At 69.8% G+C, this 25,081-nt stretch carries 26 protein-coding genes; 8 read left to right on the top strand and 18 right to left on the bottom strand.

Annotation, left to right across the window (positions count from 1 at the left end; all coding sequences use genetic code 11):
• Window positions 1-41: 41 nt before the first annotated feature.
• From ACFXP5_RS09685 to ACFXP5_RS09675, 3 genes are all read right to left on the bottom strand, one after another.
• The gene (locus tag ACFXP5_RS09685) at window positions 42-1,538 is read right to left on the bottom strand and encodes an ABC transporter substrate-binding protein (protein WP_394544474.1); all 1,497 of its coding nucleotides are present in this window, start codon (window positions 1,536-1,538) and stop codon (window positions 42-44) included.
• A gap of 34 nt (window positions 1,539-1,572) precedes the next feature.
• On the bottom strand, window positions 1,573-2,271 hold the full coding sequence (locus tag ACFXP5_RS09680; RefSeq protein WP_394527978.1) for a DUF1684 domain-containing protein: 699 nt from the start codon (window positions 2,269-2,271) through the stop codon (window positions 1,573-1,575).
• Between the two features lie 115 nt (window positions 2,272-2,386).
• Entirely contained in the window at window positions 2,387-3,193 is an 807-nt protein-coding gene (locus tag ACFXP5_RS09675; protein WP_394544473.1) for a hypothetical protein, read from the bottom strand.
• Between the two features lie 98 nt (window positions 3,194-3,291).
• Here ACFXP5_RS09675 and ACFXP5_RS09670 point away from each other — a divergent pair, with 98 nt between their 5' ends.
• Both ACFXP5_RS09670 and ACFXP5_RS09665 read left to right on the top strand, forming a co-directional pair.
• Complete coding sequence (locus ACFXP5_RS09670; RefSeq protein WP_394527976.1) at window positions 3,292-4,578, top strand: adenylosuccinate synthase; 1,287 nt, start codon at window positions 3,292-3,294, stop codon at window positions 4,576-4,578.
• On the top strand, window positions 4,578-5,777 hold the full coding sequence (locus tag ACFXP5_RS09665; protein ID WP_394544472.1) for a lactonase family protein: 1,200 nt from the start codon (window positions 4,578-4,580) through the stop codon (window positions 5,775-5,777). Before ACFXP5_RS09670 ends, ACFXP5_RS09665 begins: the two co-directional genes overlap by 1 nt.
• Before the next feature lie 14 nt (window positions 5,778-5,791).
• On the opposite strand, the gene ACFXP5_RS09660 is transcribed toward ACFXP5_RS09665, so the two are convergent.
• Window positions 5,792-6,928: an AI-2E family transporter gene (locus ACFXP5_RS09660; RefSeq protein WP_394527974.1), complete on the bottom strand. Its 1,137-nt coding sequence runs from the start codon at window positions 6,926-6,928 to the stop codon at window positions 5,792-5,794.
• Between the two features lie 91 nt (window positions 6,929-7,019).
• Here ACFXP5_RS09660 and ACFXP5_RS09655 point away from each other — a divergent pair, with 91 nt between their 5' ends.
• Complete coding sequence (locus tag ACFXP5_RS09655; protein ID WP_394527973.1) at window positions 7,020-7,358, top strand: chorismate mutase; 339 nt, start codon at window positions 7,020-7,022, stop codon at window positions 7,356-7,358.
• A 73-nt stretch (window positions 7,359-7,431) separates the two neighbouring features.
• Window positions 7,432-7,944, top strand: a complete 513-nt coding sequence (locus tag ACFXP5_RS09650) for a YbhB/YbcL family Raf kinase inhibitor-like protein (RefSeq protein ID WP_394544471.1) — start codon at window positions 7,432-7,434, stop codon at window positions 7,942-7,944.
• A 12-nt stretch (window positions 7,945-7,956) separates the two neighbouring features.
• Here ACFXP5_RS09650 and ACFXP5_RS09645 read toward each other — a convergent pair whose 3' ends face one another.
• The 9 genes from ACFXP5_RS09645 to ACFXP5_RS09605 all read right to left on the bottom strand — a co-directional run bounded on the left by ACFXP5_RS09645 (window position 7,957) and on the right by ACFXP5_RS09605 (window position 16,277).
• A complete protein-coding gene (locus ACFXP5_RS09645; protein ID WP_394544470.1) occupies window positions 7,957-8,652 on the bottom strand; it encodes a hypothetical protein in 696 nt (231 codons plus the stop codon).
• The gene (locus ACFXP5_RS09640) at window positions 8,649-9,560 is read right to left on the bottom strand and encodes an ABC transporter ATP-binding protein (RefSeq protein ID WP_394544469.1); all 912 of its coding nucleotides are present in this window, start codon (window positions 9,558-9,560) and stop codon (window positions 8,649-8,651) included. Before ACFXP5_RS09640 ends, ACFXP5_RS09645 begins: the two co-directional genes overlap by 4 nt.
• Entirely contained in the window at window positions 9,557-9,949 is a 393-nt protein-coding gene (locus ACFXP5_RS09635; RefSeq protein ID WP_394527969.1) for a GntR family transcriptional regulator, read from the bottom strand. Before ACFXP5_RS09635 ends, ACFXP5_RS09640 begins: the two co-directional genes overlap by 4 nt.
• An 86-nt stretch (window positions 9,950-10,035) precedes the next feature.
• Window positions 10,036-10,773, bottom strand: coding sequence for a YqjF family protein (locus ACFXP5_RS09630; protein WP_394527968.1), 738 nt, complete (start codon window positions 10,771-10,773; stop codon window positions 10,036-10,038).
• Complete coding sequence (locus tag ACFXP5_RS09625) at window positions 10,770-11,762, bottom strand: hypothetical protein (RefSeq protein ID WP_394544467.1); 993 nt, start codon at window positions 11,760-11,762, stop codon at window positions 10,770-10,772. Before ACFXP5_RS09625 ends, ACFXP5_RS09630 begins: the two co-directional genes overlap by 4 nt.
• A 43-nt stretch (window positions 11,763-11,805) precedes the next feature.
• A complete protein-coding gene (locus ACFXP5_RS09620; protein WP_394544466.1) occupies window positions 11,806-12,525 on the bottom strand; it encodes a hypothetical protein in 720 nt (239 codons plus the stop codon).
• Window positions 12,526-12,584: 59 nt separating this feature from the next.
• Window positions 12,585-12,719, bottom strand: coding sequence for a hypothetical protein (locus tag ACFXP5_RS09615; RefSeq protein ID WP_394527965.1), 135 nt, complete (start codon window positions 12,717-12,719; stop codon window positions 12,585-12,587).
• Entirely contained in the window at window positions 12,716-15,094 is a 2,379-nt protein-coding gene (gene purL / locus ACFXP5_RS09610) for a phosphoribosylformylglycinamidine synthase subunit PurL (protein ID WP_394544465.1), read from the bottom strand. The genes ACFXP5_RS09615 and purL overlap by 4 nt, the downstream gene beginning before the upstream one ends.
• A gap of 214 nt (window positions 15,095-15,308) precedes the next feature.
• The gene (locus ACFXP5_RS09605) at window positions 15,309-16,277 is read right to left on the bottom strand and encodes an alpha/beta fold hydrolase (RefSeq protein ID WP_394544464.1); all 969 of its coding nucleotides are present in this window, start codon (window positions 16,275-16,277) and stop codon (window positions 15,309-15,311) included.
• A 265-nt stretch (window positions 16,278-16,542) separates the two neighbouring features.
• Between ACFXP5_RS09605 and ACFXP5_RS09600 the strand changes: the two genes are divergently transcribed.
• Together ACFXP5_RS09600 and ACFXP5_RS09595 are read left to right on the top strand one after the other, a co-directional pair.
• Window positions 16,543-16,923: an ArsR/SmtB family transcription factor gene (locus ACFXP5_RS09600; RefSeq protein ID WP_394544463.1), complete on the top strand. Its 381-nt coding sequence runs from the start codon at window positions 16,543-16,545 to the stop codon at window positions 16,921-16,923.
• A 15-nt stretch (window positions 16,924-16,938) separates the two neighbouring features.
• Window positions 16,939-17,916, top strand: a complete 978-nt coding sequence (locus ACFXP5_RS09595) for an SRPBCC family protein (RefSeq protein WP_394544462.1) — start codon at window positions 16,939-16,941, stop codon at window positions 17,914-17,916.
• 147 nt (window positions 17,917-18,063) lie between these two features.
• Here the strand turns inward: ACFXP5_RS09595 and sufU are convergent, their stop codons facing one another.
• Complete coding sequence (gene sufU / locus ACFXP5_RS09590) at window positions 18,064-18,498, bottom strand: Fe-S cluster assembly sulfur transfer protein SufU (protein ID WP_394544461.1); 435 nt, start codon at window positions 18,496-18,498, stop codon at window positions 18,064-18,066.
• Entirely contained in the window at window positions 18,495-19,811 is a 1,317-nt protein-coding gene (locus ACFXP5_RS09585) for an aminotransferase class V-fold PLP-dependent enzyme (protein ID WP_394544459.1), read from the bottom strand. Before ACFXP5_RS09585 ends, sufU begins: the two co-directional genes overlap by 4 nt.
• A gap of 146 nt (window positions 19,812-19,957) precedes the next feature.
• Between ACFXP5_RS09585 and ACFXP5_RS09580 the strand changes: the two genes are divergently transcribed.
• Both ACFXP5_RS09580 and ACFXP5_RS09575 read left to right on the top strand, forming a co-directional pair.
• Window positions 19,958-20,449, top strand: a complete 492-nt coding sequence (locus ACFXP5_RS09580) for a hypothetical protein (RefSeq protein ID WP_394544458.1) — start codon at window positions 19,958-19,960, stop codon at window positions 20,447-20,449.
• Window positions 20,450-20,549: 100 nt separating this feature from the next.
• The gene (locus tag ACFXP5_RS09575; RefSeq protein WP_394544457.1) at window positions 20,550-21,011 is read left to right on the top strand and encodes a hypothetical protein; all 462 of its coding nucleotides are present in this window, start codon (window positions 20,550-20,552) and stop codon (window positions 21,009-21,011) included.
• A gap of 62 nt (window positions 21,012-21,073) precedes the next feature.
• Here ACFXP5_RS09575 and ACFXP5_RS09570 read toward each other — a convergent pair whose 3' ends face one another.
• The 3 genes from ACFXP5_RS09570 to kdpC form a co-directional block, all read right to left on the bottom strand.
• Window positions 21,074-21,748 (bottom strand): response regulator, encoded by a 675-nt coding sequence (locus ACFXP5_RS09570; RefSeq protein ID WP_394527956.1) that lies wholly within the window; start codon window positions 21,746-21,748, stop codon window positions 21,074-21,076.
• A complete protein-coding gene (locus tag ACFXP5_RS09565) occupies window positions 21,745-24,282 on the bottom strand; it encodes a sensor histidine kinase (RefSeq protein ID WP_394527955.1) in 2,538 nt (845 codons plus the stop codon). The genes ACFXP5_RS09570 and ACFXP5_RS09565 overlap by 4 nt, the downstream gene beginning before the upstream one ends.
• Before the next feature lie 181 nt (window positions 24,283-24,463).
• Window positions 24,464-25,075 (bottom strand): potassium-transporting ATPase subunit KdpC, encoded by a 612-nt coding sequence (kdpC, locus tag ACFXP5_RS09560; protein WP_394544456.1) that lies wholly within the window; start codon window positions 25,073-25,075, stop codon window positions 24,464-24,466.
• Window positions 25,076-25,081 lie beyond the last annotated feature (6 nt).

Genomic DNA, 25,081 nt, shown 5'->3' with positions numbered 1-25,081 from the left:
CTACCAGCATCCCTCACCGAATCAGTAGGTGACGGTGCCGGCTAGGACTTGACGATGTCGTAGGCGTAGAACTGCGAGTTCAGGCCGTTGACGGGGTAGCCGCTGAGGTCGCTGGAGGCGACCACGATCTGCGGGTAGAGGTACAGCCACACGCTGGCGGCGTCTTCGGCGATCTGCTCGTTGACCTGGGTGAGCAGCTCGGTCTGCGCCTCGACGCTCTCGGCCTGCTCGGCCTCGGACACCCACTGCTGAACGTCGGCGTTGTCGTAGCCCCAGTAGAAGTCGGGGTTTCCGTACCAGACCACGTCGCGGTCGTTGACGTGCTCCTGCAGGGTCGCGGTGAAGTCCCGCTCCTGGAACACCTTCGTGTACCACTCGTCGGCGCTGATCGTGTTGATCTCCACGACGATGCCGACCTCGGCCAGCTGCGACTGCAGGAACTCCGCGACGGCGGGGTGCGGGTCGTAGCTCGGGGTGTCGAGCGTGAAGGTGAATCCGTCGGCAAGGCCGGCCTGCGCGAGCAGCTGGCGCGACAGATCGGGGTCGTACGGGTTCACGTCGTTGAGGTCGACGTACCACGGGTCGGTCGGGGGAACCATCGAACCGATGAGGGTGCCGTAGTCGCCCCAGATCGAGGTCAGCAGCTGCTGCCGGTCGATCGCGGAATAGACGGCCTTGCGTACCAGCGTGTTGTCGAAGGGGGCGACCCGGTCGTTGAAGGCCAGGAGCTCCTTCGTCGTGGAGGTCCCCTCGCTGACGGTGTAGTCGGCGTTGCCGTCGAACTGGGTGAGCGAGTCGGGGCTCTGGATGCTGGTGATCAGGTCGATCTCGCCGCTGAGCAGCGCGTTGTTCTCGGCCGTCGCATCGGTGAAGTACGTGAAGACGACCTCGGAGTTGGTCGCCGCGTCGCCCCAGTAGTCGTCCCAGCGGGCGAGGGCGAGGGTGCTGCCCTGCTGCCACTCGTCGAGCGTGTAGGGGCCGGTCCCGTCTTCGGTCTGGGTGAGGTCGCCCGCCTCGGCGTTCACGATCCAGACGTAGCTGAGGTTGTACAGGAACGAGATCGACCGCTCGCTGAGCGTGAAGACCACCGTGCTGTCGTCGGGGGTCGCGATGTCGCTGATGACGGCGAAGCTCGACTTGCGGGCCGACTTCGAATCGGGAGCGGTCACCGCCTCGACGCTCGCCTTCACGACGGCCGAGGTCAGCGCCTTGCCGGAGTGGAAGGTCACGTCGTCCTGCAGCGTGATCGTGTACGTCAGACCGTCTTCGCTCACGTCGGCATTCTCGGCGAGCAGCGGCTCGACGTCGCCGTCGTCGGTGAGCTTGTAGAGGCCCTCGTAGACGTTGCCGTTGAACGCCTCGGTGACGCCCTGGCCGCCGCCCTGGGTGTTGCTCAGGTTCTGCGGCTCGAACAGTGATCCGATGGCGATCGTGGCGTCGTCGGAGTCGGCGGCATCGTCAGCGCCGCCGCCGGCGCAACCGGCCAGAACGAGGGCGGTGGCGGCGAGCGCGGACAGGGCGATCAGGGGTCTTCTCATGCGGGGGAACTCCAGGGTGCTGTGGATGCGACGGTCAGGCCGCGTAGATGTCGAAGCCGTCGCGGAAGACGACCGACTTCTCGCCCGCGCGAATCGGCAAGGGGAAGCGATTCGAGACGGGCGGGAGGGGACAGTTGTACTGCGCGGAGAAGCCGCAGGGCGGCACGAACGCGCGGTTGAAATCGAGGACGACCCGAGTGGGGTCGTTCGGGTCGCGGCGGACGAAGAGGAACCGGCCCGAGCCGTAGGTCTCCGTGCCGTTCGTCTCGTCGCCGAAGACGAGAAGGAGGGTGCCGTCGTCGTCGAACGCCGCGAGCGTGTAGTCGCGTCCATCGACGCTCAGCGCGATGTCGCCCGGTACCACCAGATCGCGGGTGCCGCCGTTGTCCCGGATGTGCTCGAACGGCACCGTCCGGCCCTCCTCGACGGGAGTGAAACGCCCCTCGAGCACCCACGACGGGTCGTAGGGGTAGACGTCGATGCGCTCGAAGGCGGCAATGGCAGGGGACGCAGCATCCCACAGCCGGATTCCGTGCTCGGGGAGGGCACTGTCGATGTTGCGGCGTTCGAGGGGGGTGACCGTCACGGACTCCGACGCTTCGGCTCGGGCCGCCTCGAGATCGGGGCGTTCCCCCGTCCAGCGGGTCTCGATGAGCGCCAGGTTGCCCGTCGGCGACACAACGGCGCGCTCGCGCGCCTGGTGCCAGCGGGCGTGATCGTCGGATGCGGACATGGTGCGACCATTCTCGATCGGAGGGCAGGGAGGCGCGAATGCACCGTCACGTGACGCAATGCGCGGGGCGATCGGTCTATTCCCCCGCATGCGGATATCGGGCAATTTCCCCGGGTCAGGGCTTGGTTCGGGAGATCCCGACCGGCGTGCCCGTGCGCCGGCGCCGGGCGACATCGACGCGCTGGGTCACGACGACGACGATCACGAGCACGAAGCCGATGATGCTGATCACCCACCCCGCGATCGTCCACCCGAGCACGAAGGCGGTGGGGGCGGCGAACGCGGCGATCACGACGAGGGACAGCGCGATGCCTGCGAGATGATTCGCTTTCGCGTCGGCGGGTGCGGTGCTGTACATGTTCGCCGCGGCGAATGCCCGCGGGCGCGTCGCGGCGAGGAGGGGAAGGACGATGACGACGAAGACGAGCAGACCGACCACGATCGCCGCACCCCACCCGGCGAGACCCGCGGTGAGGGCGGGATGGGGGTTCCGATCGCCGAACCAGTAGTGGAACCCCGCGTCGGTGTATCGCCGCACGTCGGCCTGGAACGAGGGGAGCGCGGAGACCACCACGGTGGTGAGGGCACCGACCGCCGCAGCGACCGCACTGATCCCGAGGATGCGGAACGCCGTTCCGCCGATGATCCCCGGCTCACGCCGCCACGCCAGTTCGAGCACCGCCCACGCGGTCGGCACCGCGGGAGCTGCGAGCAGCAGCACGCCCCACCACTGATCGCCGTAGGTGTCGCTCGCGGACAACAGCATCCCGGCGACGGTGAGGGGGATCACCGCGACGATGAGCCCGATCGTCGGCCAGGAGAACTGGCTGCGCCACAACCGCTTCGGACTCGGCGAAACGCTGTCGGCCGGCCCTGCGCTGAGCGGCGAGGGTGGCATTCCTGACTGCGGCGTCGGGTCCATTCGCTCACGGTACCCCTCGCCGCTTCTGGCCGCGGGATACCGGTGCCCGCTCGGTAGGATGGGGAGTTGACCGTTGCACCCGACGCGAGGAGCGCCACATGCCCGGAATCGTTATCGTCGGCGTCCAGTGGGGTGACGAGGGCAAGGGGAAAGCCACCGACCTGCTCGGCGAACGTACCGACTGGGTGGTCAAGTTCAACGGCGGCAACAACGCGGGCCACACCGTCGTCATCGGTGACGAGAAGTACGCGCTGCACCTCCTCCCCTCCGGCATCCTCTCCCCGGGAGTGAACCCGGTGATCGGCAACGGCGTCGTCATCGACCTCGAGGTGCTGTTCTACGAGCTCGAGGCCTTGAACGCCCGCGGTCTCGACACCTCGCGGTTGCGGATCAGCGCGAACGCGCACGTCATCACGCAGTACCACCGCACGATCGACAAGGTGACCGAGCGCTTCCTCGGCAAGCGCCAGATCGGCACCACCGGTCGGGGAATCGGCCCGGCGTACGCCGACAAGATCAACCGCGTCGGCATCCGTGTGCAAGACCTTTTCGACGAGAACATCCTGCGCCAGAAGGTCGAGGGCGCGCTCGATCAGAAGAACCACCTGCTGGTGAAGCTGTTCAATCGGCGCGCGATCTCGGTCGACGAGGTCGTGGAGGACCTGACCTCGTACGCCGATCGGCTGCGCCCGATGGTCGCCGACACCTCGCTGTTGCTGAACGACGCCTTGGACGCCGGCGACGTCGTGGTGTTCGAGGGCGGCCAGGCCACCATGCTCGACGTCGACCATGGCACCTATCCGTTCGTGACCTCCTCGTCGGCGACCGCGGGAGGCGCGGCCACCGGCTCGGGTGTCGGTCCGAACCGACTGGATCGTATCGTCGGCATCGTCAAGGCGTATACGACGCGCGTGGGGTCGGGGCCGTTCCCGACCGAGCTGTTCGACGAGCAGGGCGAGTGGCTGCGCTCGCGCGGCTTCGAGTTCGGCACGACGACCGGTCGTCCCCGTCGGGTGGGGTGGTACGACGCCCCGATCACGCGTTACGCGACGCGGATCAACGGCATCACCGACCTCGTGCTGACGAAGCTCGACATCCTCAGCGGACTCGACCAGGTTCCGGTGTGCGTGGCGTACGACGTGGACGGTGTCCGTTTCGACGAGGTGCCGATCAGCCAGTCCGATTTTCACCACGCGACGCCGATCCTGGAGTATTTCCCCGGGTGGAAGACCGACATCTCGGGAGCCCGCACGTTCGAGGACCTGCCGCGCGAAGCGCAGGACTACGTGCTGGCCCTCGAGGAGATGAGCGGCACGCGCATCTCGGTCATCGGGGTCGGCCCCTCCCGTGACGCCGTGATCGTCCGCACCCCGCTCGTCGACTGATGCGCTTCTGGGTCGGAGGGTACGCGCCCAGCCGCAAGGGCGACGCCGAGGGCATCACGATGCTGCAGGCGGGGGAGGCCGATTCGCCGTGGGCCTCGGGCCCGCTCGGGCTCAGCCCGACGATCGTGGCCGCACCGGGGTCGCCCTCGTGGTTGGCTGCGCACCCGAGCGTCGCCGTGCTCTACGCCGCCCTCGAGGCGGACGGCACCGTGCAGGCGTATCGCCGCACCGGCGACATGACCCTGGTGCCGCTCGGTCGTCCGATCGACGCGGGCTCCGCCGTCTGTCACGTGGCCGTGTCGCCCGACGGGTCGTTCCTCCTCGCGAGCTGCTGGAACGACGGCCGGCTGGTGCGGATCTCGCTGGATGCTGCGGGCCGCCCCTCCTCGCCGTGGATCGCCCCCGCGGCCACCGATCCGTACGGATCGGGGGGCCCGGTCGCCGCGGAGCGGCAGCCGGAGGAGCTGTTGGATCTCGCGGCCGCGTCTCGGGCGCTCCGCGCAGCCGCGGGTCCGGAGTTCGCGCATCTCGTTCCCGATCATGATGTGGCGGATGCTGCGCCATCGCCGGCGGCCGCCGACACCGAAGCATCCGAAGCCCGTCCGTCGCGGACGCATCAGACGGCCTTCCTCGGCAACGGCCTGGTCGCGAGCACCGACATGGGGCTCGACCTCGTGCGGTTCTGGCGGGTCGGCGGCGAGGGGCTGCGTTTCGTGCAGGAGGTCGTGTTCCCGAAGGGGAGCGGACCGCGCCACATGGTGTGGCATCCGAGCGGGCATCTCTACGTTCTGACCGAGCTCAGCTGCGAGGTCTTCGCCCTGCAGCCGGGCGTGGACGGGGTGTGGCGCATCGTCGCGGGCGTTCCCCTTTCGCCGGATGTGCGCCTCGGTTCCGATACCGCTGCAGAGATCACCGCGAGTCGGGATCGCGAGACGCTGTACGCCGGGGTGCGCGGCAGCGACGCGCTCGGTGTGGTGCGCATCGGCGGCAACGGCGGAGTGCTGACCTCCGTCGCGTTCGTCGAGGCGGGTACGCACTGGCCGCGCAACCACGTGGTGGCGCGGGACATGGTGCTCGTCGCGGGGCAGCGCGCCGACGAGGTGGTGTCGCTTCCGATCGACGAGCGCACCGGCATTCCCGGCCGGGTGCGGCACCGCACGATCGTGCCGTCGCCCACCTGCCTGCTGCCGGTGGCCTGAGGTCGCCGACCGGGCTAGACCTTCTCGTCTTGTCGCGGGATGACTACCTGCTTGATGATGAGCAGGATCGACGCGGTGACGGGGATGGCGACGAGCGCGCCGAGCAGGCCGAGGAGCGTGCCGCCGACGAGTGCCCCGATCACGACGAGCGATCCCGGCACCGAGATGGTGCGGTTCATCACGCGGGGAGTCAGCACGTATGCCTCGAGCTGCATGTACACGAGGTAGATGATCGCGAAGATGAGCGCCGTCAGCGGGCTGGTGAACAAGGCCAGCACGGTGGAGAAGCCCCAGAACAGCACGGACCCGACGAGGGGGATGAGCGTGATGCAGAACGCCACCACTCCCATCAGGGCCGGGAACGGGAGGCCGAGGAACAGGTGGAGGAAGAAGGCCACCAGGCTGTTGCAGAAGGCCAGCACCACCATGCCCGCGAGGTAGCCGCCCACGGAATCGGTGATCTGGTCGGTGAGGCTCGCGACGCCGATCCGGCTGCGCGCCGGAATGAGGCGGATGAAGCTCGCCTTGATCGACGGCAGCGAGGCGAGGAAGTACAGGCTCAGCACGAGGATGATGATGACGCCCGAGACGCCTTCGGCGATCGTCGCACCGACCTTGAGCACGCCGCCACCGACGGCGGCGATGTTGGTCGGGTCGGTCGCAAAGGTCTGCGCCTCGCTCACGAGGTTGCCCACACTGTCGCCGAGGTTGGCCTGAAGCCACCCGTAGGTGTCGCTCGCCATGAAGTCGCTGATGATGCCGGGAACGTCGGAGACGAACTGCGTGACCTGACGCACGAGGGTCGGAACGAGCAGCAGCAGGATGCCGACGAGCACGAGAGCGAACGCGGCGTAGACGACGACGATCGCCCACCCGCGCTTCATCCCGCGCTTCTCCAGGAATCGCACCACCGGGTCCAGGCCGAGCGCGGCGAAGAGCGCGAACACGACGTAGATGATCACCGTGGACAGGTTCGACACCGTCAGCCCGAGAACCACGGCCACCAGTCCGCCGAGCGTGACGAGGAAGCCGACGCGGAACGGGCTCGCGAGCCCCGCGAGCAGTTGGTGCGTCGGGGTCGGCTTCTCCGGCTCCGCCGTGGGCGCCGCTTCGGCGGCGGCGGTGGCGGACTCTTTCGACACGTCGGTCATGCGTCACACTCTAGGGCGCCCGCGCCTCGCTCGACGGGGCTCTCCCGAGGCCTCCCACGAGTGAGGCGGTATCGTCGGCGCAGGAGGAATCATGACCGAAGCGACTGAGTGGGGCGGCGACGCCGCCCGGGGCGAGACCGATCCGGCCGAGGTGCTCGCGGGCCTCCGCGGAAGCATCGACAACATCGACGCTGCGCTGATCTTCCTGCTGGCCGAACGCTTCCGCTGCACGAAGCAGGTGGGAGTCCTCAAGGCCAAGCACGGCATGCCGGCGTCGGATCCCGCTCGCGAGGAGCAGCAGATCTCCCGCCTCAAACGGCTGTCCGAGGACGCCGATCTCGACCCGGCGTTCGCGGAGAAGTGGTTCAACTTCGTCGTCGCCGAAGTCATCCGCCACCACCGCAGCGAGGCCGCGGCGCAGGGCTCCTGACGGGCGGGCGGATACGGGTGGGTGATCGCACTCCACGACCTCGACCCGCCAGCATCCGTCTTAGTCTGTGGGTATGAACGATCCTTTCGCCCGCCTCCCCGAGGCCGCCAGCTTCACCGTGACCAGCGAATCCTTCACCGACGGCGCGGCGTTCGGAGAGCGGCAGCGCTCGGGTATGGATCTCTCGCCCCAGCTGTCGTGGAGCGGTGCCCCCGAAGGAACCCACAGCTACGCGGTCACCGTCTACGACCCCGACGCTCCGACCGGTTCGGGCTTCTGGCACTGGGCGGTCGCTGACATCCCCGCGACGGTGACCTCGCTCGTCGAAGGCGCGGGAGACGACGCCGGCGAGCAGCTGCCCGCCGGGGCGTACCAACTGCCCAACGACGTGCGACTGGCACGCTTCGTCGGTGCGGCTCCGCCCGCCGGTCACGGACAGCACCGCTACTTCGTGGTCGTGCACGCTCTCGATGTCGCGACCATCGGCGTTCCTGCCGACGCGACGCCCGCGTACCTGGGCTTCACCATGGCGAGCCACATCCTCGGGCGAGCCGTGCTCATGGCGACCGCCGAGACCCCCGCCTGAGCGGGGGCCCGGTCACGGCGTCAGCCGGCGGAACAACGGGAAGGCCGTTGCGGCGAGCACCGCGATGAAGAGCAGTCCCCACAGCGACAGGCCGAGAGGACCCTGGGCGACGAACCACTCCCAGACCGTCGCCCAGGCCTGCAGGTGGCCGACGAGCCACAGCACACCCACGAGCACGAGCCCGATCGCGACGAGCACGATCGTGAGACCGATGCTCGAGAAGCGCTTGTAGATCGTCGCCGTCCAGAACCCGATGATGAAGAAGACCATGGCCACGGCGAAGTAGAGCACGCCGGCAACCCACCAGCCCCGATCCCAGATCCAGGGGAGGGCGAAGAAGTAGCCGTTCAAACCCCAGCCGTCGGTGGCCTCCTCGACGAATCCCCCGACGACGAACACCGCCGCCAGGACGAGCGAGGCGAGTACCGCCGTCAGCAGGGTGCCGAGGTAGAACTCGCGGCGCGTGACGCTCATCGCCTGCGAGAACGGGAAGGTCAGCGTCAGGGCTTGTACGCCCACGTAGAGGAAGTACCACAGCGGCGCCTGCGCGCCGCCGCCGAACATCGCCGTGTCGACCCCGGCTCGGTTGAGGAGGAAGTAGACGGCGAGCGTGATGGCGAACGAGCCGCCGAGCACGATCAGCGGCACCCAGAGGTAGGTCTCGCGGTTCACCAGTTGCATACGCACGACGTTCACGGTGCGGCTCATCGCAGTGCTCCTTCGTCGGGGGCGGATGCTTCTGCGGCCGCCGCATTCTGGCTGATTCGTACGATCAACTGCTGCAGCGAGACGGGGGCGACATCGAGGCCCGCCGCCGCCAGCTGTGTGCGATCGGCGTCGGTCAGGCGACCGATCACCGTGACGGACGCGACGTGGCCGAGGCTCTCTCGGTGGATGACTTCGCGGCCGACGGTGAAGGCGTCGACGGCGGCCGCATCGCCGACGATGGTGGCCGCGCGATCGCGGACGGCGTCGGTGTCCTCGTTCATCACGACACGACCGTGGTCGAGGACGAGCACGCGCTCGATGAGGTTGGAGACCTCGTCGATCAGGTGACTCGAGAGGATCACCGTGCGGGGATGCTCGGTGTAGTCCTCGAGGAGGCGGTCGTAGAAGATCTGTCGGGCGACAGCATCCAGACCGAGATACGGCTCGTCGAAGAAGGTGACCTCCGCCCGTGCGGCGAGACCGATGATGACCCCGACCGCCGAGAGCTGCCCCCGGGAGAGCTTCTTGATGCGCGTCTTGAGCGGCAACTGGAACTCGTCCATCAGCTGGTCGGCGAACGCCTGATCCCAGTTCGGGAAGAATAGCCGGGCGGTGCGGAAAGCATGCAGCGGCAAGGCATCCTCGGGATACTTCTGACTCTCCCGCACGAAGCACAGCCGCGACAGCACGGCGGCGTTCTCGTAGGGGGACTGTCCGAACACGCGAACGTCGCCCGAGGTGGCGAAGTTCTGCGCGGTGAGGATGGACATCGCGGTGGTCTTCCCCGCTCCGTTGCGGCCCAGGAGCCCGCAGATGGTGTTCTGCTCGATCGTGAAGCTCACGTCGTCGAGCGCGACGGTCTCGCGGTAGCGCTTGGTGAGGTTGTCCACCTCGATGACGGACGTCATGAAACGTTCCCTTCGGTGCGGTCGGATGCTGCGAGGTCGGCGCGCGTTCGGATGAGCGCCGCGAGGTCGTCGGGCCCGAGGCCGAGCTTGCGCGCCTCGGCGAGGAGGGGATCGACGAAACGGTCGGCGAACGCGGTGCGGCGCTCGGAGATGAGAGCCTCCCGTGCCCCCGGGGCGACGAACATCCCGATGCCGCGACGCTTGGTGAGCACTCCCTTGTCAACGAGCATGTTCACTCCTTTGGCGGCGGTGGCGGGGTTGATGCGGTAGAAGGCGGCGAGCTCGTTCGTCGAGGGAGCCTGGCCTTCCTCGGGCAGGCTGCCGTCGATGATCGAGTCCTCGACGCTCTCGGCGATCTGCAGGAAGAGCGCTCGACCTTCGTCGATCACGGGGCCTCCGTTGTTCGGTTAGTTACTTCGGTAACTAACCATGCAACGCAGACCGGGCGGGTGTCAAGAGCGGCGTTGAAACCGACTCAGGCGCGCTCGGGCGCCGCGAACCGCGTGAGGAAGCCCGGATGCCCCGACGGCATCGCGAGGACCGAGTCGGGCGTGCGATGAGCGAGTCCGGGGAAGCCCGAGTCGGCGACGAGGTCGTCGTCGAGGGAGAGCAGGTCGGCCTCGACGAGCGGCCAGGGCTCGTGAGAGTTGGATGCCCAGACGGTGCGGCCGAGATGGCGCTCGTGGAAACCCCAGCGCGCCGTGAGGAATCGGGACAGCGGGGTATCCACCGGGGAGGTGCTGCGAGCGACACGCAGGCGCGTCCCCGGGCGTTGTTCGCCACGGAGACCGTGGCGCTGGGAACGGTAGGCGATGACGTCGCCCTCCTCACGGGAGCCCGCCCGCGCCCACCGGTAGGGCAGCCCGAACAGGGCCTGCGCGGCCAGCACCGGAAGAAGGTGCTCCGCTTCGAGGGTGCGGAACACGACGCCCCGGCGACCCTGCGCGTCGATCGCGTACGTGCGCACGTTGATCTCGACGAACGAACCCAGCAGTGGGACGGGCGGGAACGGGAGGAAGCGGAACCGGCTGAGGCGGAAGGGCACGAGGCCCACCCAGGCTGAGCCGTCGAAGACGTCGGGACGCGTGCCCTCGGGAAGCAGGGGATCAACGAGCGCGGGGTCGACGCGCCAGTGCACGAAGACCGCCTCGCTCCAGCGCTGCTCGATGATGGCCCGGCCGGGCAGCGGTGGGGCGTCGCGCTCTGCGCTCACGGCTTCGGGGGGCGCCGGTCACGACCCGGCACCGGCCAGACGGGCGGCGTGCCCGGGTCGGATGCTCGGGGTGGATTCGGCTCGGCAGGGTCGCCGCCGGCCTGCGCCGGGGAACCGGGGCGGGAGCGGTCGAATCGGTCGCGCGCCGTCTTGCCGAACGACTGCATGGAGCGCGCTACCGCGCGCTGGGCGTTGTCGGCCAGTCCCTGGGCGACCTGCGTCCACAGTTCCGCACCGGCGTCGATGGTCGGGTGGGGTGCTTCTCCGGCCTGACGCCGCGCGTCGCGTTCGGCGTCTTCGAAAGCGTGGGCGGCCCGGCGGACGGCATCTCGGTAGGCGAGGAAATCGGCCGGGGTGATCCGCGTCTCGATCGAAGCGGGGCGGAGCCATTGCGCCTGGGACTGTTCGCGCAGGAACACGGCGAGCAACGGTGAGCGGACGTCGGTCATCCGCGGGTACGCCAGCACGAGGGCGGCGTCGGTCTCGTACGCCATCCACCGTGCGGTGAGCGCGTCGTGCTCGGCCATCAGGCGGGCCAAGGGCAAGGGGAGCCGCCCGGCTCGGATCGAGGGGAGCACCGCACGTGCGGCGCGAAGTCCTGCTCGGCGGGCCCTCACCGCGGCGATCGCAGCACGCGCTTCGCGCTGGGCGGTCTGCACGCGGGCGCGCGCCGCGGCTACGGCTCCGGACGAGGTGCGGTCGGCGCCCTGGTCGGCCTGCACCCGCAAGAGCTCGGCTTGAGCCACCTGCACCTCGGCGCGGCTGCGGGTCACCGCATCCCTCGACGACTGCAGGTCGAGAACAGCGGCGTCGAGTTCCAAACGGCGCGCGGCGCCCTTGCTCATCGCCCGCCGCCGGGTGCCCACGGCGAGGGGCCGTCGGGATCGTTCGCGGTTGGCGAGCACGCCGACCCAACCGGCAGCACCGACGCCGGCCGCCGTCGGGCCGATCCACCACCAGTCGGCGACGAGCAACCAGAGCGCGTCCATGCCCTCATGCTACGTCGCCCGCCTCGGGGGGCGCAGGGAGTGTTCACGGCGATGCCGCGTCGCGGCCGCGGGGGAGTTGGAGGGCGACCTGCTTCTCGAGCACGTCGATCGCGCCGTCGGACAAGGAGATCAGACCGTTGAGTTCGTCGCGCACCCGTCGGTAGGCGAGCTGACGCTCCGCCGGCGTCGCGGCCGTATCGACCGCTGTGGTCAGCAACTGCTTGGCGGTGTCGAGCCGTTTGCGTTCGGGATCGGTGAAGGCGGAGTCTTTCAGGCGCCGGGCGTCACGCTCGGCGACGTCGAAGGCGACCTCGAAGTCGGTCACGGCATCGCGGTACTCACGGAGCTGTTCGGGGGAGAGCTTCGTCGTCGCCGAGGGCGGTCGAAGCCGGTCGGCCACCTTCTTCGCTCGGAGGAAAGCGGCGGTGAGGGGCTGGCGCCCATCGCTCATCGCCGGAAAATCGATGGTCTTGCCGACGTCGAGCTCGTATTCGAGCCAGCGGGCGGTGACATCGTCGTGACTGGCCATGAGGCGGCTGAGCGGGCTGAAGTCCTCGTCCTCGATCGGAGCGGGGGGCGAGGTGGGCGCGAGCTCCCGTGCTTGGGCAGCCTTCAGTTCACTCTTCGCCCGCAGGACTTCCAGCCGTCGCTCGTGCCGGTCGCGGGCGGCCTTCTCCCACGCGCCTCCGACGGCTGCCAGTCCGCCGAACAGCGGGAAGGCCAGCCACCAGAACTGGCGGAGGAAATCGAAGAGGGGCTCCACCCCTGTCATGGTAGCCGCGCGGTCCGTCGGGCGAGCGATCGCGCTCTCCGCCGCGGCCCTCAGCCGAAGAGCAGGGCGAAGACCGTGGCGCCGCCGCCGGTGAGGATGAGGGCGGCGATCACGATCCACGCGGTCAGCTTGACGCGACGCTGTCGGGAGGCGGCGAACTCGCCGTATTCTTCGTCGTCGCTCATCGGGTGATCTCGGGTGCGGGCTCGGTGATGGTCGGTCCGAAGGCCGCGGGAAGGGTGGCGGTGGCGACGGCGCGCAGCTCCGAGGCTGGGACGGTGAAGACGTCCTGCACCTCGAGCACCGACTCCTCGCCCTCGGCTGCGTCGGTGACGCCGATGCGCAGCACCGGGTAGTCGCGCCCGGCGCAGAGGCCGCGGAACTTGACGTCCTCTTCGCGGGGGACCGAGACGATGACGCGGCCGGCGGATTCGGAGAAGAGGGCGGTCGCAGCATCCACCCCGTCCCGCTCCATGATCTCGGTGAGCCACACGCGTGCGCCGACGCCGAAGCGCAGCACGCCTTCGGCGAGGGCCTGGCCGAGACCGCCGGAGGAGAGGTCGTGGGCGCTGGAGATGAGGGACTGCGTGGATGCTGCACGCAGCAGCTCGCCGAGACGGCGCTCGCCGGCGAGGTCGACCTGCGGGGGGCGCCCGCCGAGGTGGCCGTGGATCGTGTCGGCCCAGGCGGAGCCGTCGAGTTCTTCGCGGGTGACGCCGAGCAGGTAGAGGTTCTCGCCGGCGTCCTGCCAACCGCTCGGGATGCGAGCCGCGACGTCGTCGATGATGCCCAGCACACCGACGACCGGAGTCGGGTGGATGGGGGCGTCGCCGGTCTGGTTGTAGAACGAGACGTTGCCGCCCGTGACGGGGATGCCGATCTCGAGGCAGCCGTCGGCGAGGCCTTCGACGGCCTGCGAGAACTGCCACATGACCTCGGGGTTCTCGGGGCTGCCGAAGTTGAGGCAGTCGGTGACGGCGGCGGGAGCCGCGCCCGTGACAGCCACGTTGCGGTAGGCCTCGGCGAGGGCGAGCTTGGCGCCCTGGTAGGGGTCGAGCTGGCAGAACCGGCCGTTGCAGTCGGTCGAGATGGCGAATCCGAGTCCGGATTCCTCGTCGACGCGGATCATGCCCGCATCGTCGGGGAACGACAGCGCGGTGTTGCCGAGCACGTAGTAGTCGTACTGGTTCGTCACCCAGGAGGGGTCGGCGAGGTTCGGGCTGCCCAACAGGCGGGTGAACTGCTCCCGCAGGGTGTCGGGGTCGGTGGCGCGGGGGAGGGCGCTCGCCGAGTCGGCCTGCAGTGCGTCGAGCCAGGTGGGGTACGCGAGGGGGCGCTCGTAGACGGGTCCGTCGACGGCGACGGTGGAGGGATCGACGTTGACGATCTCCTCGCCGTGCCAGTCGATGACGAGGCGGCCGTCGCCGGTGACTTCACCCAACACGCTGGTCTCGACATCCCAGCGGTCGGTGACGGCGAGGAAGGCGTCGAGCTTCTCGGGCGCGACGATCGCCATCATCCGCTCCTGCGACTCCGACATGAGGATCTCCTCGGGAGTCAGCGAGGGATCGCGCAGCAGCACGCGGTCGAGTTCGACCTTCATGCCGCTGTTGCCGTTGGCGGCGAGTTCGCTCGTCGCGCACGAGATGCCGGCGGCGCCGAGGTCCTGGATGGCCTCGACGAGTTCGCCCTTGTAGAGCTCGAGGCAGCACTCGATGAGCACCTTCTCGGCGAACGGGTCGCCGACCTGCACCGCGGGGCGCTTGGTCGGTCCGGTCGAATCGAACGAGTCGGAGGCGAGGATGGATGCTCCGCCGATGCCGTCGCCCCCGGTACGGGCGCCGAAGAGCACGACCCTGTTGCCGACGCCGGTGGCGTTCGCGAGCTTCAGGTCTTCGTGGCGGAGCACGCCGACGGCCAGTGCGTTGACCAGCGGGTTGCCCTGGTAGACGGAGTCGAAGACCGTCTCGCCGCCGATGTTCGGCAGGCCGAGGCAGTTGGCGTAGAACGAGATGCCGCTGGTGACGCCGTGCACGACGCGGGCGGTGTCGGGGTGGTCGATGGCGCCGAACCGCAGCTGGTCCATGACCGCCACCGGGCGGGCGCCCATCGAGATGATGTCGCGGACGATGCCGCCGACACCGGTGGCCGCGCCCTGGAAGGGCTCGATGTAGCTCGGGTGGTTGTGCGATTCGACCTTGAACGTGACCGCCCAGCCCTGGCCGACGTCGACGACGCCGGCGTTCTGGCCCATGCCCACCATGAGGCGGGTCTTCATCTCTTCGCTGACCTTCTGGCCGAACTGGCGCAGGTAGATCTTGCTGGACTTGTAGGAGCAGTGCTCCGACCACATGACCGAGTACATCGCCAGCTCGCCGCTCGTGGGGCGGCGTCCGAGGATCTCCCGGATCTGCGCGTACTCGTCGGGCTTGAGACCGAGGGCGCCGTACGGCTGTTCCTTCTCGGGTGTCGCCGCCGCGTTCTGAACGGTGTCGGCGAGGGATAGGGCGGGGCTGGTCACGCGGCTGAGCTCCAGAGATCGCGGGTGCCGGGGGGTCATTCCATCCTACCGGCCGCCCGTCTGCGAGCTCTGTGGGTGCGGCCCGCCCGCGCGGGCGCCGGCCTCCGGCCCGCACGAGCGTCGGCCTCCGGCCCGCACGAGCGTCGGAGAATCGCACCGAGGTCGGAGGATTCGGGCGGAATGCTCCGACCTCGGTGCGAATCTCCGACGGTGGCGAGTGAAGGCCCGCCGCGTCGAGGGGGAGCCGGGCGGGTCAGGAGCGCCGGTACGCCCGCCAGAGCAGGCGGGCATGTTCTGCCTTCGCGCGCGCGACGCCCTTCTCGTCCCCGTGCAGGGCACTGAACCACTCGGCGACGCGGCTCGCGAGCGCGCCGAGGATCATCGCGAGATCAGCGTGGCGTATCGGGGGTACTTCGGCTTCTTCGGAGGACATCCGACCGCGGTCCGCCAGGTCGTCGCCGAGATGGCGCATCGTCAGCGCGGCCACCCCGACGGCGTGACCGTTGATGATCGAGTGAGCGGCACCCTCGATCTCCCACCGACGTGCCCGAGGGGCGGCTGTGACCAGGCGGGAGTGGAAGCGTCGCGGCGACGTGCGATCGAACTCGCCGCGGATGAGAAGGACGTGGGCCGAAACCCCCCGGAGGCGCTCGGAGATGCGGTAACGCATCATGTGCGGAAGCACCGTCAGGAAGTAGACGACGCCGCAGAGGATGTACGCCGACACCGCCGTCAGGGCGAGATGCACCGTCTCGTGGGCTGCCGACTGGAGGAATCGCACGGCTTGCACCGGGACTGCCCGCTCGGCCTCGTTGATGACGGGGCTCACGAGCACGGCGTGGGAGATCGTCGGTCGACGGCGCAGTACCTCGGTCACGACCTGCGTTCCCATGGAGTGGCCGATCAGCACCGGATTCTGCAGCGCATGATGGTCGAGCACGGCTTCGACCTGGTCGGCGAAGAACGCCGCCGTCGGCTGCTCGTGCGGCCGCGGCACGCCGGCGAAACCCGGCAGGTCGAGCGCGAACACCTCGCCGTGCATCGCCAAGGCGGGCGCGAGGAACTCGAAGTACGTCGCGGCGACACCGATGCCCGCGACGAGCACGAACGATCGTCCGCCGTCGCCGGAGCTCGGCGTGCGGACCCGGGTGACGCGGGTCTTGGCGCCACCGCGCTCGACCGAATCGACCGTGACGTCGATCGGGGCGGGTTCCGCGCTCATCGGTACAGGATGCCATCGCCGCGGGCCCGAGCAGCGCTTCGTCTCGCTTCGCTCGCTCAGCGTCCGGGGTGGTGGCTTCGCCGCCGGCGCGCTGATAGCGCGGCCGCGGGCGGGCCGCCCGCACGAGCGTCGGAGAATCGCACCGAGGTCGGAGGATTCGAGCGGAATGCTCCGACGTTGGTGCGAATCTCCGACGGGGGTGAGAGGGGGTCGGGACAGCTGCCCCTCTTGACCCGGGTGTCAGGAGGCGCTAACGTGCAACCAAATGGTTGTACAAACGGATTCCCAGGACGCGCAGCTCGATCGGATCTTCCGGGCGCTCGCCGACACGACGCGTCGAGACATCGTGCGGCGCACCATCGGCGGCGAGCAGTCGGTGTCGGCGCTCGCCGCCGACTACGACATGAGCTTCGCCGCCGTGCAGAAGCACGTGGCCGTACTCGAGGCGGCCGAGCTGATCGTCAAGCGCGCCGACGGACGCGAGCGACTCGTGCGGGCAAACCCCGCCACGATCGCCCGCGTGCGCGAACTGCTCACGCGCTACGAGCACCTGTGGCGCGCGCGGATCGACCGCCTCGACGCGATTCTCGCCGAACCCGATGGACAAGCCGCCGACACCCGTCAAGACAGTACGAACACCCCATGAGAGAAGGAGAGCATCATGCCCGTCACCACGGTTCACACCGATCCCGAAGCACTCACCATGACCCTCGTCGCCGAGGTCGAGGCTCCGCAGGCCCGCGTCTGGCGAGCCTTTTCCGAACCAGCGCAACTCGAACGTTTCTGGGGCCCCCCGGGGTGGCCGGCGACGTTCACCGACTTCGACTTCGCCGTCGGGGGCAGGGCGCAGTACGCGATGACCGGTCCGACCGGCGAGAAGGCGCGCGGCGCGTGGGAGTTCCTGCGGATCGACCCCACGTCGGGATTCGAGGTGATCGACTCGTTCGTCGGCGAGGACGGCGAGGCCCTCACGGACATGCCGTCGATGCGGATGGTGCTGTCGTTCGATGAGACGGGCGCGGGTTCCCGCGTGACGAGCGTGACGTACTTCTCCTCCGCCGAGGCGCTCGAGCAGGTCGTCGCGATGGGCGCGGTCGAAGGCTCGCGTCTCGCGATCAACCAGCTCGATCAGGTCGTCGCCGACCTCCGGGCGTATTCGGCGGGCAAGGGCACGCAGACCGAGATCCTGGACGACACGCACGTGCGCATCACCCGCCTCATCGACGGGCCCCGCGACCTCGTCTGGCGCGCGCACACCGAACCGGACCTCATGAAGCGATGGCTGCTCGGCCCTGACGGCTGGAAGATGACGGTCTGCGAGATCGACCCGACCGTGGGTGGTCGCTACCGGTACGCCTGGGAGCCCGAGGATCCCGCGATGGGCGAACCGTTCGGCTTCGACGGCGAGACGCTGCTCATCGAGGCCCCCGTGCGCATGGTGTCGACGGAGCACATGACCGACACCGACTTCCCCGCGACGACGAACGATCTGTCGCTCTACGAGGAGGACGGCGCGACCCTGCTCACGCTCCTCATCGAGTATCCCGACAGCGAGACGCGCGACATGGTGCTCGCCACCGGGATGACCGAGGGCATGGAGACCAGCTACCAGCGCCTGGAAGGCATCCTCGTCAGCTGACGCTTTCGACCGCGAGCACAACTTCGGACGTTCTCGGCGACACGCCGGTGGCAGCGGGCTGCTGCTCGGCGTGTCTCAGGACTTGTCCGAAGTTGTGCGCGCTGGGGCGAACGTGACGCGGCGACAGCATCCGTGCTCCGTGCCGCTCTAGGAGCGCCGCAGCGCGTCTTCGAGGGCGACCCACGCGAGCATCGCGCACTTGACCCGCGCGGTGTACTTCGACACCCCCGACAGGGCCGTCGCGTCGCCGAACTCGTCCTCGTCCAGCTCGAGCTGCCCCTTCGAGCGCATGGCCTCGCGGAACCGCTCGATGAGACGCTCGGATGCTACGCGGTCGAGCCCCTCGGCGAGCTCGGCGAGCATCGACGCGGACGCCTGGGAGATCGAGCAACCCGCGCCCTCCCACGTGAGCGACGTGACGCGGTCGCCGTCGACGTGGACGCGCAGGGTGATCTCATCGCCGCAGATCGGATTGCGCTGGTGCGAGGTCGCGTCGGACTCGTCGCCTTCCAGCCCGAAGCCGCGGCGGTTCTTCGCGTGGTCGAGGATGAGCTCCTGGTAGAGCGATTCGAGCCCGCTCACGAGCCGGCTCCGAAGAAGCCGCGGACGCCGGAGACGGCGTCGAGGAAGACGTCGACCTCCTCGACCGTCGTGTAGAGCGCCGCGCTCGCGCGCACCGATGCCGTCATGCCGAAGCGGCGGTGCAGGGGTTGCGCGCAGTGGTGACCGACCCGCACCGCGACTCCGCGGGAGTCGAGGAACTGCCCGACGTCATGGGCGTGCACGCCGTCCACGTCGAAGGCCCAGAGCGCCACCCGCTCGACGTGCGCTTGCCCTGAGCCTGTCGAAGGGTCGCCCAGCAGGCGGATGCCGGGGATCGAGACGAGACCCTGTCGCATCCGCCGCTCGAGGAGGCGTTCGTGATCGGCCACGGCCTCCAGATCGAGGGCGGAGAGGTAGCGCACCGCGGCGGAGAGGGCGATCGCCTGCGACACCGGCTGGGTGCCCGCCTCGAACCGCTGGGGCGGGGGCAGGTACTCGGCCTCGTCGAGCGTCACGGTCGTGATCATGGAGCCGCCGGTGAGGAACGGCGGGAGCGCCTCGAGCACCTCGGCGCGGCCGTAGAGGGCGCCGATGCCGTAGGGGCCGAGCATCTTGTGGCCCGAGAAGACGGCGAGGTCGACGTCGAGCGCCGGCAGGTCGAGCGCGAGGTGCGGAGCGGACTGGCAGGCGTCGAGCACCGTGAGTGCGCCTGCCGCCCGGGCGAGGGCGACCAGCTCGGCGACCGGGTTCACGATGCCCAGCACGTTGGAGACGTGCGGGAAGGCGACCACGCGCGTGCGCTCGCCGATGAGGGAGGCGGCCGCCTCGAGATCGAGCGTGCCGTCGTCGCGCACGGGGATGTGGCGGAGGACCGCTCCGGTGCGCGCGGCGAGTTCCTGCCACGGGATGAGGTTGGCGTGATGCTCGGTCTCGGTCACCACGATCTCGTCGCCGGCGTGCAGGGCGAGCGCTCGCGCGGCGTCGCCGCCCCGCCCCGCGCTCGCGTTCGAGAGCGCGTAGGCGACGAGATTGAGACCCGCGGTCGCGCCGGAGGTCCACACCAGCTGTTCGGGCCCCGCGCCGACGAAGGCCGCGACGCTCTCGCGGGCGTCCTCGAACAGCTCGGTGGCCTCCGCCGCGAGCGTGTGAGCGCCGCGGTGGACGGCGGAGTTCGCCCCGGTCAGGAAGGCCACCTCGGCGTCGATGACGGCCCGCGGTTTCTGGCTCGTCGCGGCGGAGTCGAGGTACACGAGCGGCGAGCCGTCGACCTCGCGCGCCAGGATGGGGAAGTCGTCGCGCACCGACGCCGGGTCGAAGGCGAGGGCGCGCGCCGCGGCAGCGAGATTGCTCATCGTTCCAGGCTAAGCCGCGCGGTCGGCCCGCGGGTCGCGGCTTCCGCGGACCGACCGCGCAGCGATTCCGTCAGGGTTCGGGGCGGCGCCGTACGGAGACCGTGAGGAGCCCACCACCGCGGCCGGGGTGAGCGTAGACCGGAGGCATGACCTTGACGTCCCTCTCCCCGACCTTCCGAGACAGCATTCCCTCGCCGTTCGACCGCGACGCGTGGCCGGCCGGCAGCATCCCCACCCTCGATGACGTCGTCGTCTCGGGCGTCTCGCTGAAGCGCATCGTCGAGCTGTGCGCGACGCCCTGCGTGTACACCGGCGCCGCGATCGTGCCCCTCTCGGGCGGGGTCGCCTCGCCCACCGAATCGACGACGGTCGTCATCGCGCGCGTCATCGAGGCCGACGCCACCCACGTGCGCTTGGACGCCACCTTCGAGGGACACGCTCCACTCTGGCGCGAAGCGCGGCTGCTCGGCCGCGTCTCGCACGCCTACGAGGACCCGTTCGCGCTCTACGGCGCCGACGCGCTGACCGCGTGCGGTGTCGTGCGCATCCCGAACGACCCCCGGGTGGGCGACCTCATCGCCGTTCCGTGTGCCGGATGCTTCAGCGTCGGAGACGTCCGTCCGCACGAAGGGCGTTGAGGATGCTGCTGCACACGATCGTGTTCGCTTCCCGCTGCGCGCGCATCGAGGCCACGGCCGGCGCCGATCCTCGCGGCGCCGTGGACGAGGACGAGCAGGCGTGAGCGTGCTGGCCGACGCCGCCGTGCTCGATCAATGGACGAGCGCGCTCACCGCGATGACCCCCGGCACGCTCGTGACCGGGATCGACGTGTCGTGCTGCGACCGCCCGCGGGCCGCCCGGTCGCGCCTGCAGCAGGCGATGACGCGGCTCGCCGTGTCGTTGTACACCGGCTCCGCCTCCCGGGCCGTGGTCGTCGTGTGGAGCGGCGACCACGCAGCCGGCGATCGCATCCGCTCGCTCGCCGTCGCCACCGCCGAGTCGCTGCACCGCCACAGCGAGATGACCCGCGGGTGCCCGCTGGGCGTCTCGGTCGTGTTCGCGGATGCTGCCACCCCCGCCGAGGTGCTCGGCGCGCGCCTGTGCCACGGACGCCTGGTCACCGACGGCGTCGCCGCCGTCGGGTGGGAGGACGTCTGCGCGCACGGCGTCGCCGAAGCCGCGGCGGTCTCCCGCCTCTGACCGACCGGGCACGTCGCCCATCCGGGCGGACGCGAGCGGGTGGCCGGACCGCGCCCGGTCGGTCAGTCCGCGATCAGGCGATATCCCATGCCCGACTCAGTGAGCAGGTGCACGGGGTGCGCGGGGTCGCTCTCGAGCTTCTTGCGCAGCTGCGACATGTACAAGCGCAGGTAGCCGGAGTCGCTCACCTGCTCGCTCGCCCAGATCTCCTTGAGCAGCGTCTGCCGGGTGACGAGGGTTCCCGGGTTGCGGGCGAGGAATTCCAGCATCCGCCACTCCGTGGGCGTGAGATGCACGCGCTCGCCGCCGCGCGTCACGGCGCGGGCCGAGAGGTCGACGACGACGTCGCCGAAGCGCACCACGGGGTCGGTTCCGCTCGCCCCGTGCCGGCGCGAGAGGGCGCGCACGCGGGCGAGCAGCTCGTCGATCTGGAACGGCTTCGTCACATAGTCGTCGGCTCCCGCGTCGAGGGCCTCGACCTTGTCGGCAGAGCCGGTGCGCCCCGAAACGACGAGGATCGGCACGCTGGTCCACCCCCGCAGCGCCTCGATGACCTGCAGGCCGTCGAGGCGGGGCATCCCGAGATCGAGCACCACGAGGTCGGGGTGCGACTGCGCCGCGAGCGTGATCGCACTCGCGCCGTCGGGCGCGGCGACGACGTCGTACCCGTGCGCGGCGAGGGTGATGCGCAGGGCCCGGATGAGCTGCGGATCGTCGTCGGCGATCAGGATCTTCATCGGAGGACGTTCGCGGTGGGGAGAACGGATGCTGCAGCCACGGGGAGTGCGATGACCATGGTGAGACCTCCTCCGGGCGTGTCTTCGGGGGTGAGCGTACCGCCCATGCCCTCGGTGAATCCCTTCGAGAGGGCGAGGCCCAGACCGAGTCCGGTGGTGTTGTCGGTGTCGCCGAGGCGCTGGAACGGCGCGAAGATGTCGTCGCGACGTTCGGGGGCGATGCCGATCCCGTGATCGACCACCCGGATCTCAGCGGTGCTGCCGAGCCTGCTCGTGGCGATGCGCGCCCGGCTGCCGACGGGCGAGTGGCGGACGGCGTTCGCCAGCACGTTCACGATCACCCGCTGCAACAGCACCGGGTCGGCGGCGAGCGGGGGGAGATCGCCGTCGAGGGCGAGCTCGACCTCGTCGGGGCCGAGACCGAGCTCGGCGACGGCGGCGAGCACGACACCGGCGGCGTCGACGGGGGCGATCGACACGGCGAGCACGCCGGCTTGCACCCGGCTCACATCCAACAGGTCGGTCACGAGGGTCGTCAGGGTGGTGAGGCTCTCGTTCGCGGTGTCGATGAGTTCGCGGCGGTCGTCCGGCGACAGGTACTGATCGGCGGCGCGGAGCCCGCCGATCGCGGCGACGGCGGCGGCGAGCGGCCGCCGCAGATCGTGGCTCACGGCCGAGAGCAGAGCACTACGCACCTGATCGGTTTCCGCGAGCACCCCCGCGGAGCGGGCGGTCTCGGTCAGGTCGGTGTGCTCCAGCGCGGCTGCGAGCTGCGCGACGATCACGTCCAGCAGGCGGCGTTCCGAAGCATCCAGATCTCCGCCGTGCAGCTCCAGCGTCGCGCGCGGCGGCGTCGCCGAGCCGACCGGCATGCGCAGCACGCGTTCCCGTTCGGCGTCGGCGCGGAGCGGCTCGCCGTCGGTCGCCAGCACCGTGCCGTCGGCGGCGACGAGGCGCACCCCGGCCATGCCGAAGGCCTCCCGCGTGCGGCTGACCAGCGCGGGAACCGCGCTCTCGCCGCGCAGCACGCTTCCGGCAACGGTCGCCAGCAGCTCCGATTCGGCGAGGGCCCGACGGGCGGCACGGGCGCGGCGAGCGGCCTGGTCGACGATGTAGCTGACGAGGATCGCGATGATGACGTAGAGCACGAGGGAGATCGCGTGACCCGGATCGTCGATCGAGATGGTGAACAGCGGCTCGACGAACAGGAAGTCCAGGGTGACGCCCGAGAGCACCGCCGTGAACAGGGCGGGCCAGATGCCGCCCACGAGGGCCGCGACGACGACCAGCAGTTGGTAGGCGAGCACGTCGGAGGTGATCGACTCATCGCTGCTGGTCGCGATGAGCAGCCACGACAGCAGGGGGCCGCCGACGAGGCCGACCACGAACCCGAGGATGCGGCGCTTCACGCTCAGCGCACCGCCGGTGAGTCGCGGCAGGGCGAAACGCCCGCCGGCGGCGGCGTGGGTGACGATGTGCACGTCGATGTCGCCGGACTCGCGGATCACCGTGGCCCCGATCCCCGGGCCGGTGAGCGCGGCGGCCAGACGCCCGCGGCGGCTGACGCCGAGCACGAGCTGGGTCGCGTTGACCGAGCGGGCGAAGTCGACCAGCGTGCGCGCGACGTCGTCGCCGACGACCTGATGGTAGGAGCCGCCGAGCGATTCGACGAGCGCGCGTTGTGCGGCGAGGGCGCCGGGTTCGGCGTGGCGGAGGCCGTCCTGGGTCGTCACGTGGACGGCCAACAGCTCGCCACCGGCCGCGCGATCGGCGATCCGGGCGCCGCGGCGGATCAACGTCTCGCCCTCGGGCCCGCCGGTCAGCGTGACCACCACGCGCTCGCGTGCCTGCCATGCGCCTTCGATACCGTGCTCGGCCCGGTAGGACTTGAGGGCGCTGTCGACCTCGTCGGCGAGCCACAGCAGGGCAAGCTCCCGGAGCGCGGTGAGGTTGCCGAGGCGGAAGTAGTTCGAGAGGGCGGCATCGACGCGTTCGGCGGGGTAGACCAGACCGGAGGCGAGGCGATCCCGGAGGGATTGGGGGGCGAGGTCGACGACTTCGATCTGGTCGGCCGAACGCACCACGGCGTCGGGCACCGTCTCGCGCTGTTCGACCCCCGTGATCTTGAACACCACGTCATTGAGCGATTCGATGTGCTGCACGTTGACGGTCGTGATGACGTCGATGCCGGCGGCCAGCAGATCCTCGACGTCCTGCCACCGCTTGTGGTGCTCCGAACCGGGAGCGTTCGTGTGCGCCAACTCGTCGACGAGGGCGATCTGGGGATGACGGGCGAGGACCCCGGCGAGATCCATCTCGCTCAGTTCGACCCCGCGGTGCTCGACGAGACGCCGCGGCACCTCGGGCAGACCTTCCAGCTGAGCGGCGGTGGCCGCACGCCCGTGGGTCTCGACGACGGCGACGACGACGTCGCGGCCGTCGTTCAGCAGCCGTCGACCCTCCTCGAGCATCTCGTACGTCTTGCCGACGCCGGGGGCGGCTCCCAGGAGCACCCGCAACCGCCCACGCTTCATGTGGTCACCCTATTCGTTGTGGCTTTTCGGAACTCGTGGGCCGAGGCAGCGCGGGCTGTCTCCCGCATCCGTCCCGGCATCAGGTACGGCTGCAACGCAGCATCCGCTCCCCTGTCACGTTCTGCGGGATGGACCGGCATTTCATGACAGGGGAGCGAGGGGATGCTGCGCCCGGGGCGCGTCAGTCCGACAGCGCGTCCAGAGCCTGGTTGAGCTCGAGCACGTTCACCCGGGGCTCACCGAGGAACCCGAGGTCGCGCTGTTTGACGTTCTGCTCGACGAGGTCTCGCACGGCGCTCTCGTCGAGGTCACGCTCTTCGGCGACGCGGGGCACCTGCAGCAGTGCGTAATCGACGCTGATGTCGGGGTCGAGGCCCGAGCCCGAGGCGGTCACGGCGTCGGCCGGGATGTCGTCGACCGCGACACCGTCGAGATCGACGATCGTGGCCTGGCGCTCCTGGATCGCAGCGATGAGGTCTTCGTTCTCGGGGCCGTAGTTCGACCCGCTGGAGGCTGCCGCGTCGTAGCCGTCACCGGCAGCCGAGGGGCGCGACTGGAAGTACTGCGGCAGCGGGGCGCCGTCGGCATCGGTCCACGACTGGCCGATGAGGGAGGAGCCGACGACCGCGCCGTCGGCGTCCTTCACGAGCGAGCCGTTGGCCTGGGCGGGCAGCACGAGCTGACCGATCGCGGTGATGAGCAGCATGTAGCCGATTCCGAGGACGACGGTGAACAGCAGCAGCGCGCGGATCGCGACGCCGGTGGTGCGCAGCGTGGTGCGTGTGGTGGACATGGTGTG

It is taken from the genome of Microbacterium hanjuni (genome assembly GCF_043556395.1).
GTDB lineage: Bacteria > Actinomycetota > Actinomycetes > Actinomycetales > Microbacteriaceae > Microbacterium.
The sequence above is the reverse complement of the archived record's forward strand: the minus strand, read 5'-3'. Positions and strand labels throughout refer to the sequence as shown.

What these genes read in the sequence shown, in the direction of transcription:
- ACFXP5_RS09640 (WP_394544469.1), bottom strand. Translation starts at nt 9,560, where the DNA reads ATGACGTCCGTCATCGAGGTGGACAACCTCACCAAGCGCTACCGCGAG.
- ACFXP5_RS09595 (WP_394544462.1), top strand. Translation starts at nt 16,939, where the DNA reads ATGCCCGTCACCACGGTTCACACCGATCCCGAAGCACTCACCATGACC.
- ACFXP5_RS09565 (WP_394527955.1), bottom strand. Translation starts at nt 24,282, where the DNA reads ATGAAGCGTGGGCGGTTGCGGGTGCTCCTGGGAGCCGCCCCCGGCGTC.
- ACFXP5_RS09675 (WP_394544473.1), bottom strand. Translation starts at nt 3,193, where the DNA reads ATGGACCCGACGCCGCAGTCAGGAATGCCACCCTCGCCGCTCAGCGCA.
- ACFXP5_RS09600 (WP_394544463.1), top strand. Translation starts at nt 16,543, where the DNA reads ATGGTTGTACAAACGGATTCCCAGGACGCGCAGCTCGATCGGATCTTC.
- ACFXP5_RS09570 (WP_394527956.1), bottom strand. Translation starts at nt 21,748, where the DNA reads ATGAAGATCCTGATCGCCGACGACGATCCGCAGCTCATCCGGGCCCTG.
- ACFXP5_RS09670 (WP_394527976.1), top strand. Translation starts at nt 3,292, where the DNA reads ATGCCCGGAATCGTTATCGTCGGCGTCCAGTGGGGTGACGAGGGCAAG.
- ACFXP5_RS09615 (WP_394527965.1), bottom strand. Translation starts at nt 12,719, where the DNA reads ATGAGCGACGACGAAGAATACGGCGAGTTCGCCGCCTCCCGACAGCGT.
- ACFXP5_RS09580 (WP_394544458.1), top strand. Translation starts at nt 19,958, where the DNA reads ATGACCTTGACGTCCCTCTCCCCGACCTTCCGAGACAGCATTCCCTCG.
- ACFXP5_RS09625 (WP_394544467.1), bottom strand. Translation starts at nt 11,762, where the DNA reads ATGGACGCGCTCTGGTTGCTCGTCGCCGACTGGTGGTGGATCGGCCCG.
- ACFXP5_RS09685 (WP_394544474.1), bottom strand. Translation starts at nt 1,538, where the DNA reads ATGAGAAGACCCCTGATCGCCCTGTCCGCGCTCGCCGCCACCGCCCTC.
- purL (WP_394544465.1), bottom strand. Translation starts at nt 15,094, where the DNA reads ATGACCCCCCGGCACCCGCGATCTCTGGAGCTCAGCCGCGTGACCAGC.
- ACFXP5_RS09650 (WP_394544471.1), top strand. Translation starts at nt 7,432, where the DNA reads ATGAACGATCCTTTCGCCCGCCTCCCCGAGGCCGCCAGCTTCACCGTG.
- ACFXP5_RS09585 (WP_394544459.1), bottom strand. Translation starts at nt 19,811, where the DNA reads ATGAGCAATCTCGCTGCCGCGGCGCGCGCCCTCGCCTTCGACCCGGCG.
- ACFXP5_RS09655 (WP_394527973.1), top strand. Translation starts at nt 7,020, where the DNA reads ATGACCGAAGCGACTGAGTGGGGCGGCGACGCCGCCCGGGGCGAGACC.
- ACFXP5_RS09645 (WP_394544470.1), bottom strand. Translation starts at nt 8,652, where the DNA reads ATGAGCCGCACCGTGAACGTCGTGCGTATGCAACTGGTGAACCGCGAG.
- ACFXP5_RS09665 (WP_394544472.1), top strand. Translation starts at nt 4,578, where the DNA reads ATGCGCTTCTGGGTCGGAGGGTACGCGCCCAGCCGCAAGGGCGACGCC.
- kdpC (WP_394544456.1), bottom strand. Translation starts at nt 25,075, where the DNA reads ATGTCCACCACACGCACCACGCTGCGCACCACCGGCGTCGCGATCCGC.
- ACFXP5_RS09660 (WP_394527974.1), bottom strand. Translation starts at nt 6,928, where the DNA reads ATGACCGACGTGTCGAAAGAGTCCGCCACCGCCGCCGCCGAAGCGGCG.
- ACFXP5_RS09680 (WP_394527978.1), bottom strand. Translation starts at nt 2,271, where the DNA reads ATGTCCGCATCCGACGATCACGCCCGCTGGCACCAGGCGCGCGAGCGC.
- ACFXP5_RS09605 (WP_394544464.1), bottom strand. Translation starts at nt 16,277, where the DNA reads ATGAGCGCGGAACCCGCCCCGATCGACGTCACGGTCGATTCGGTCGAG.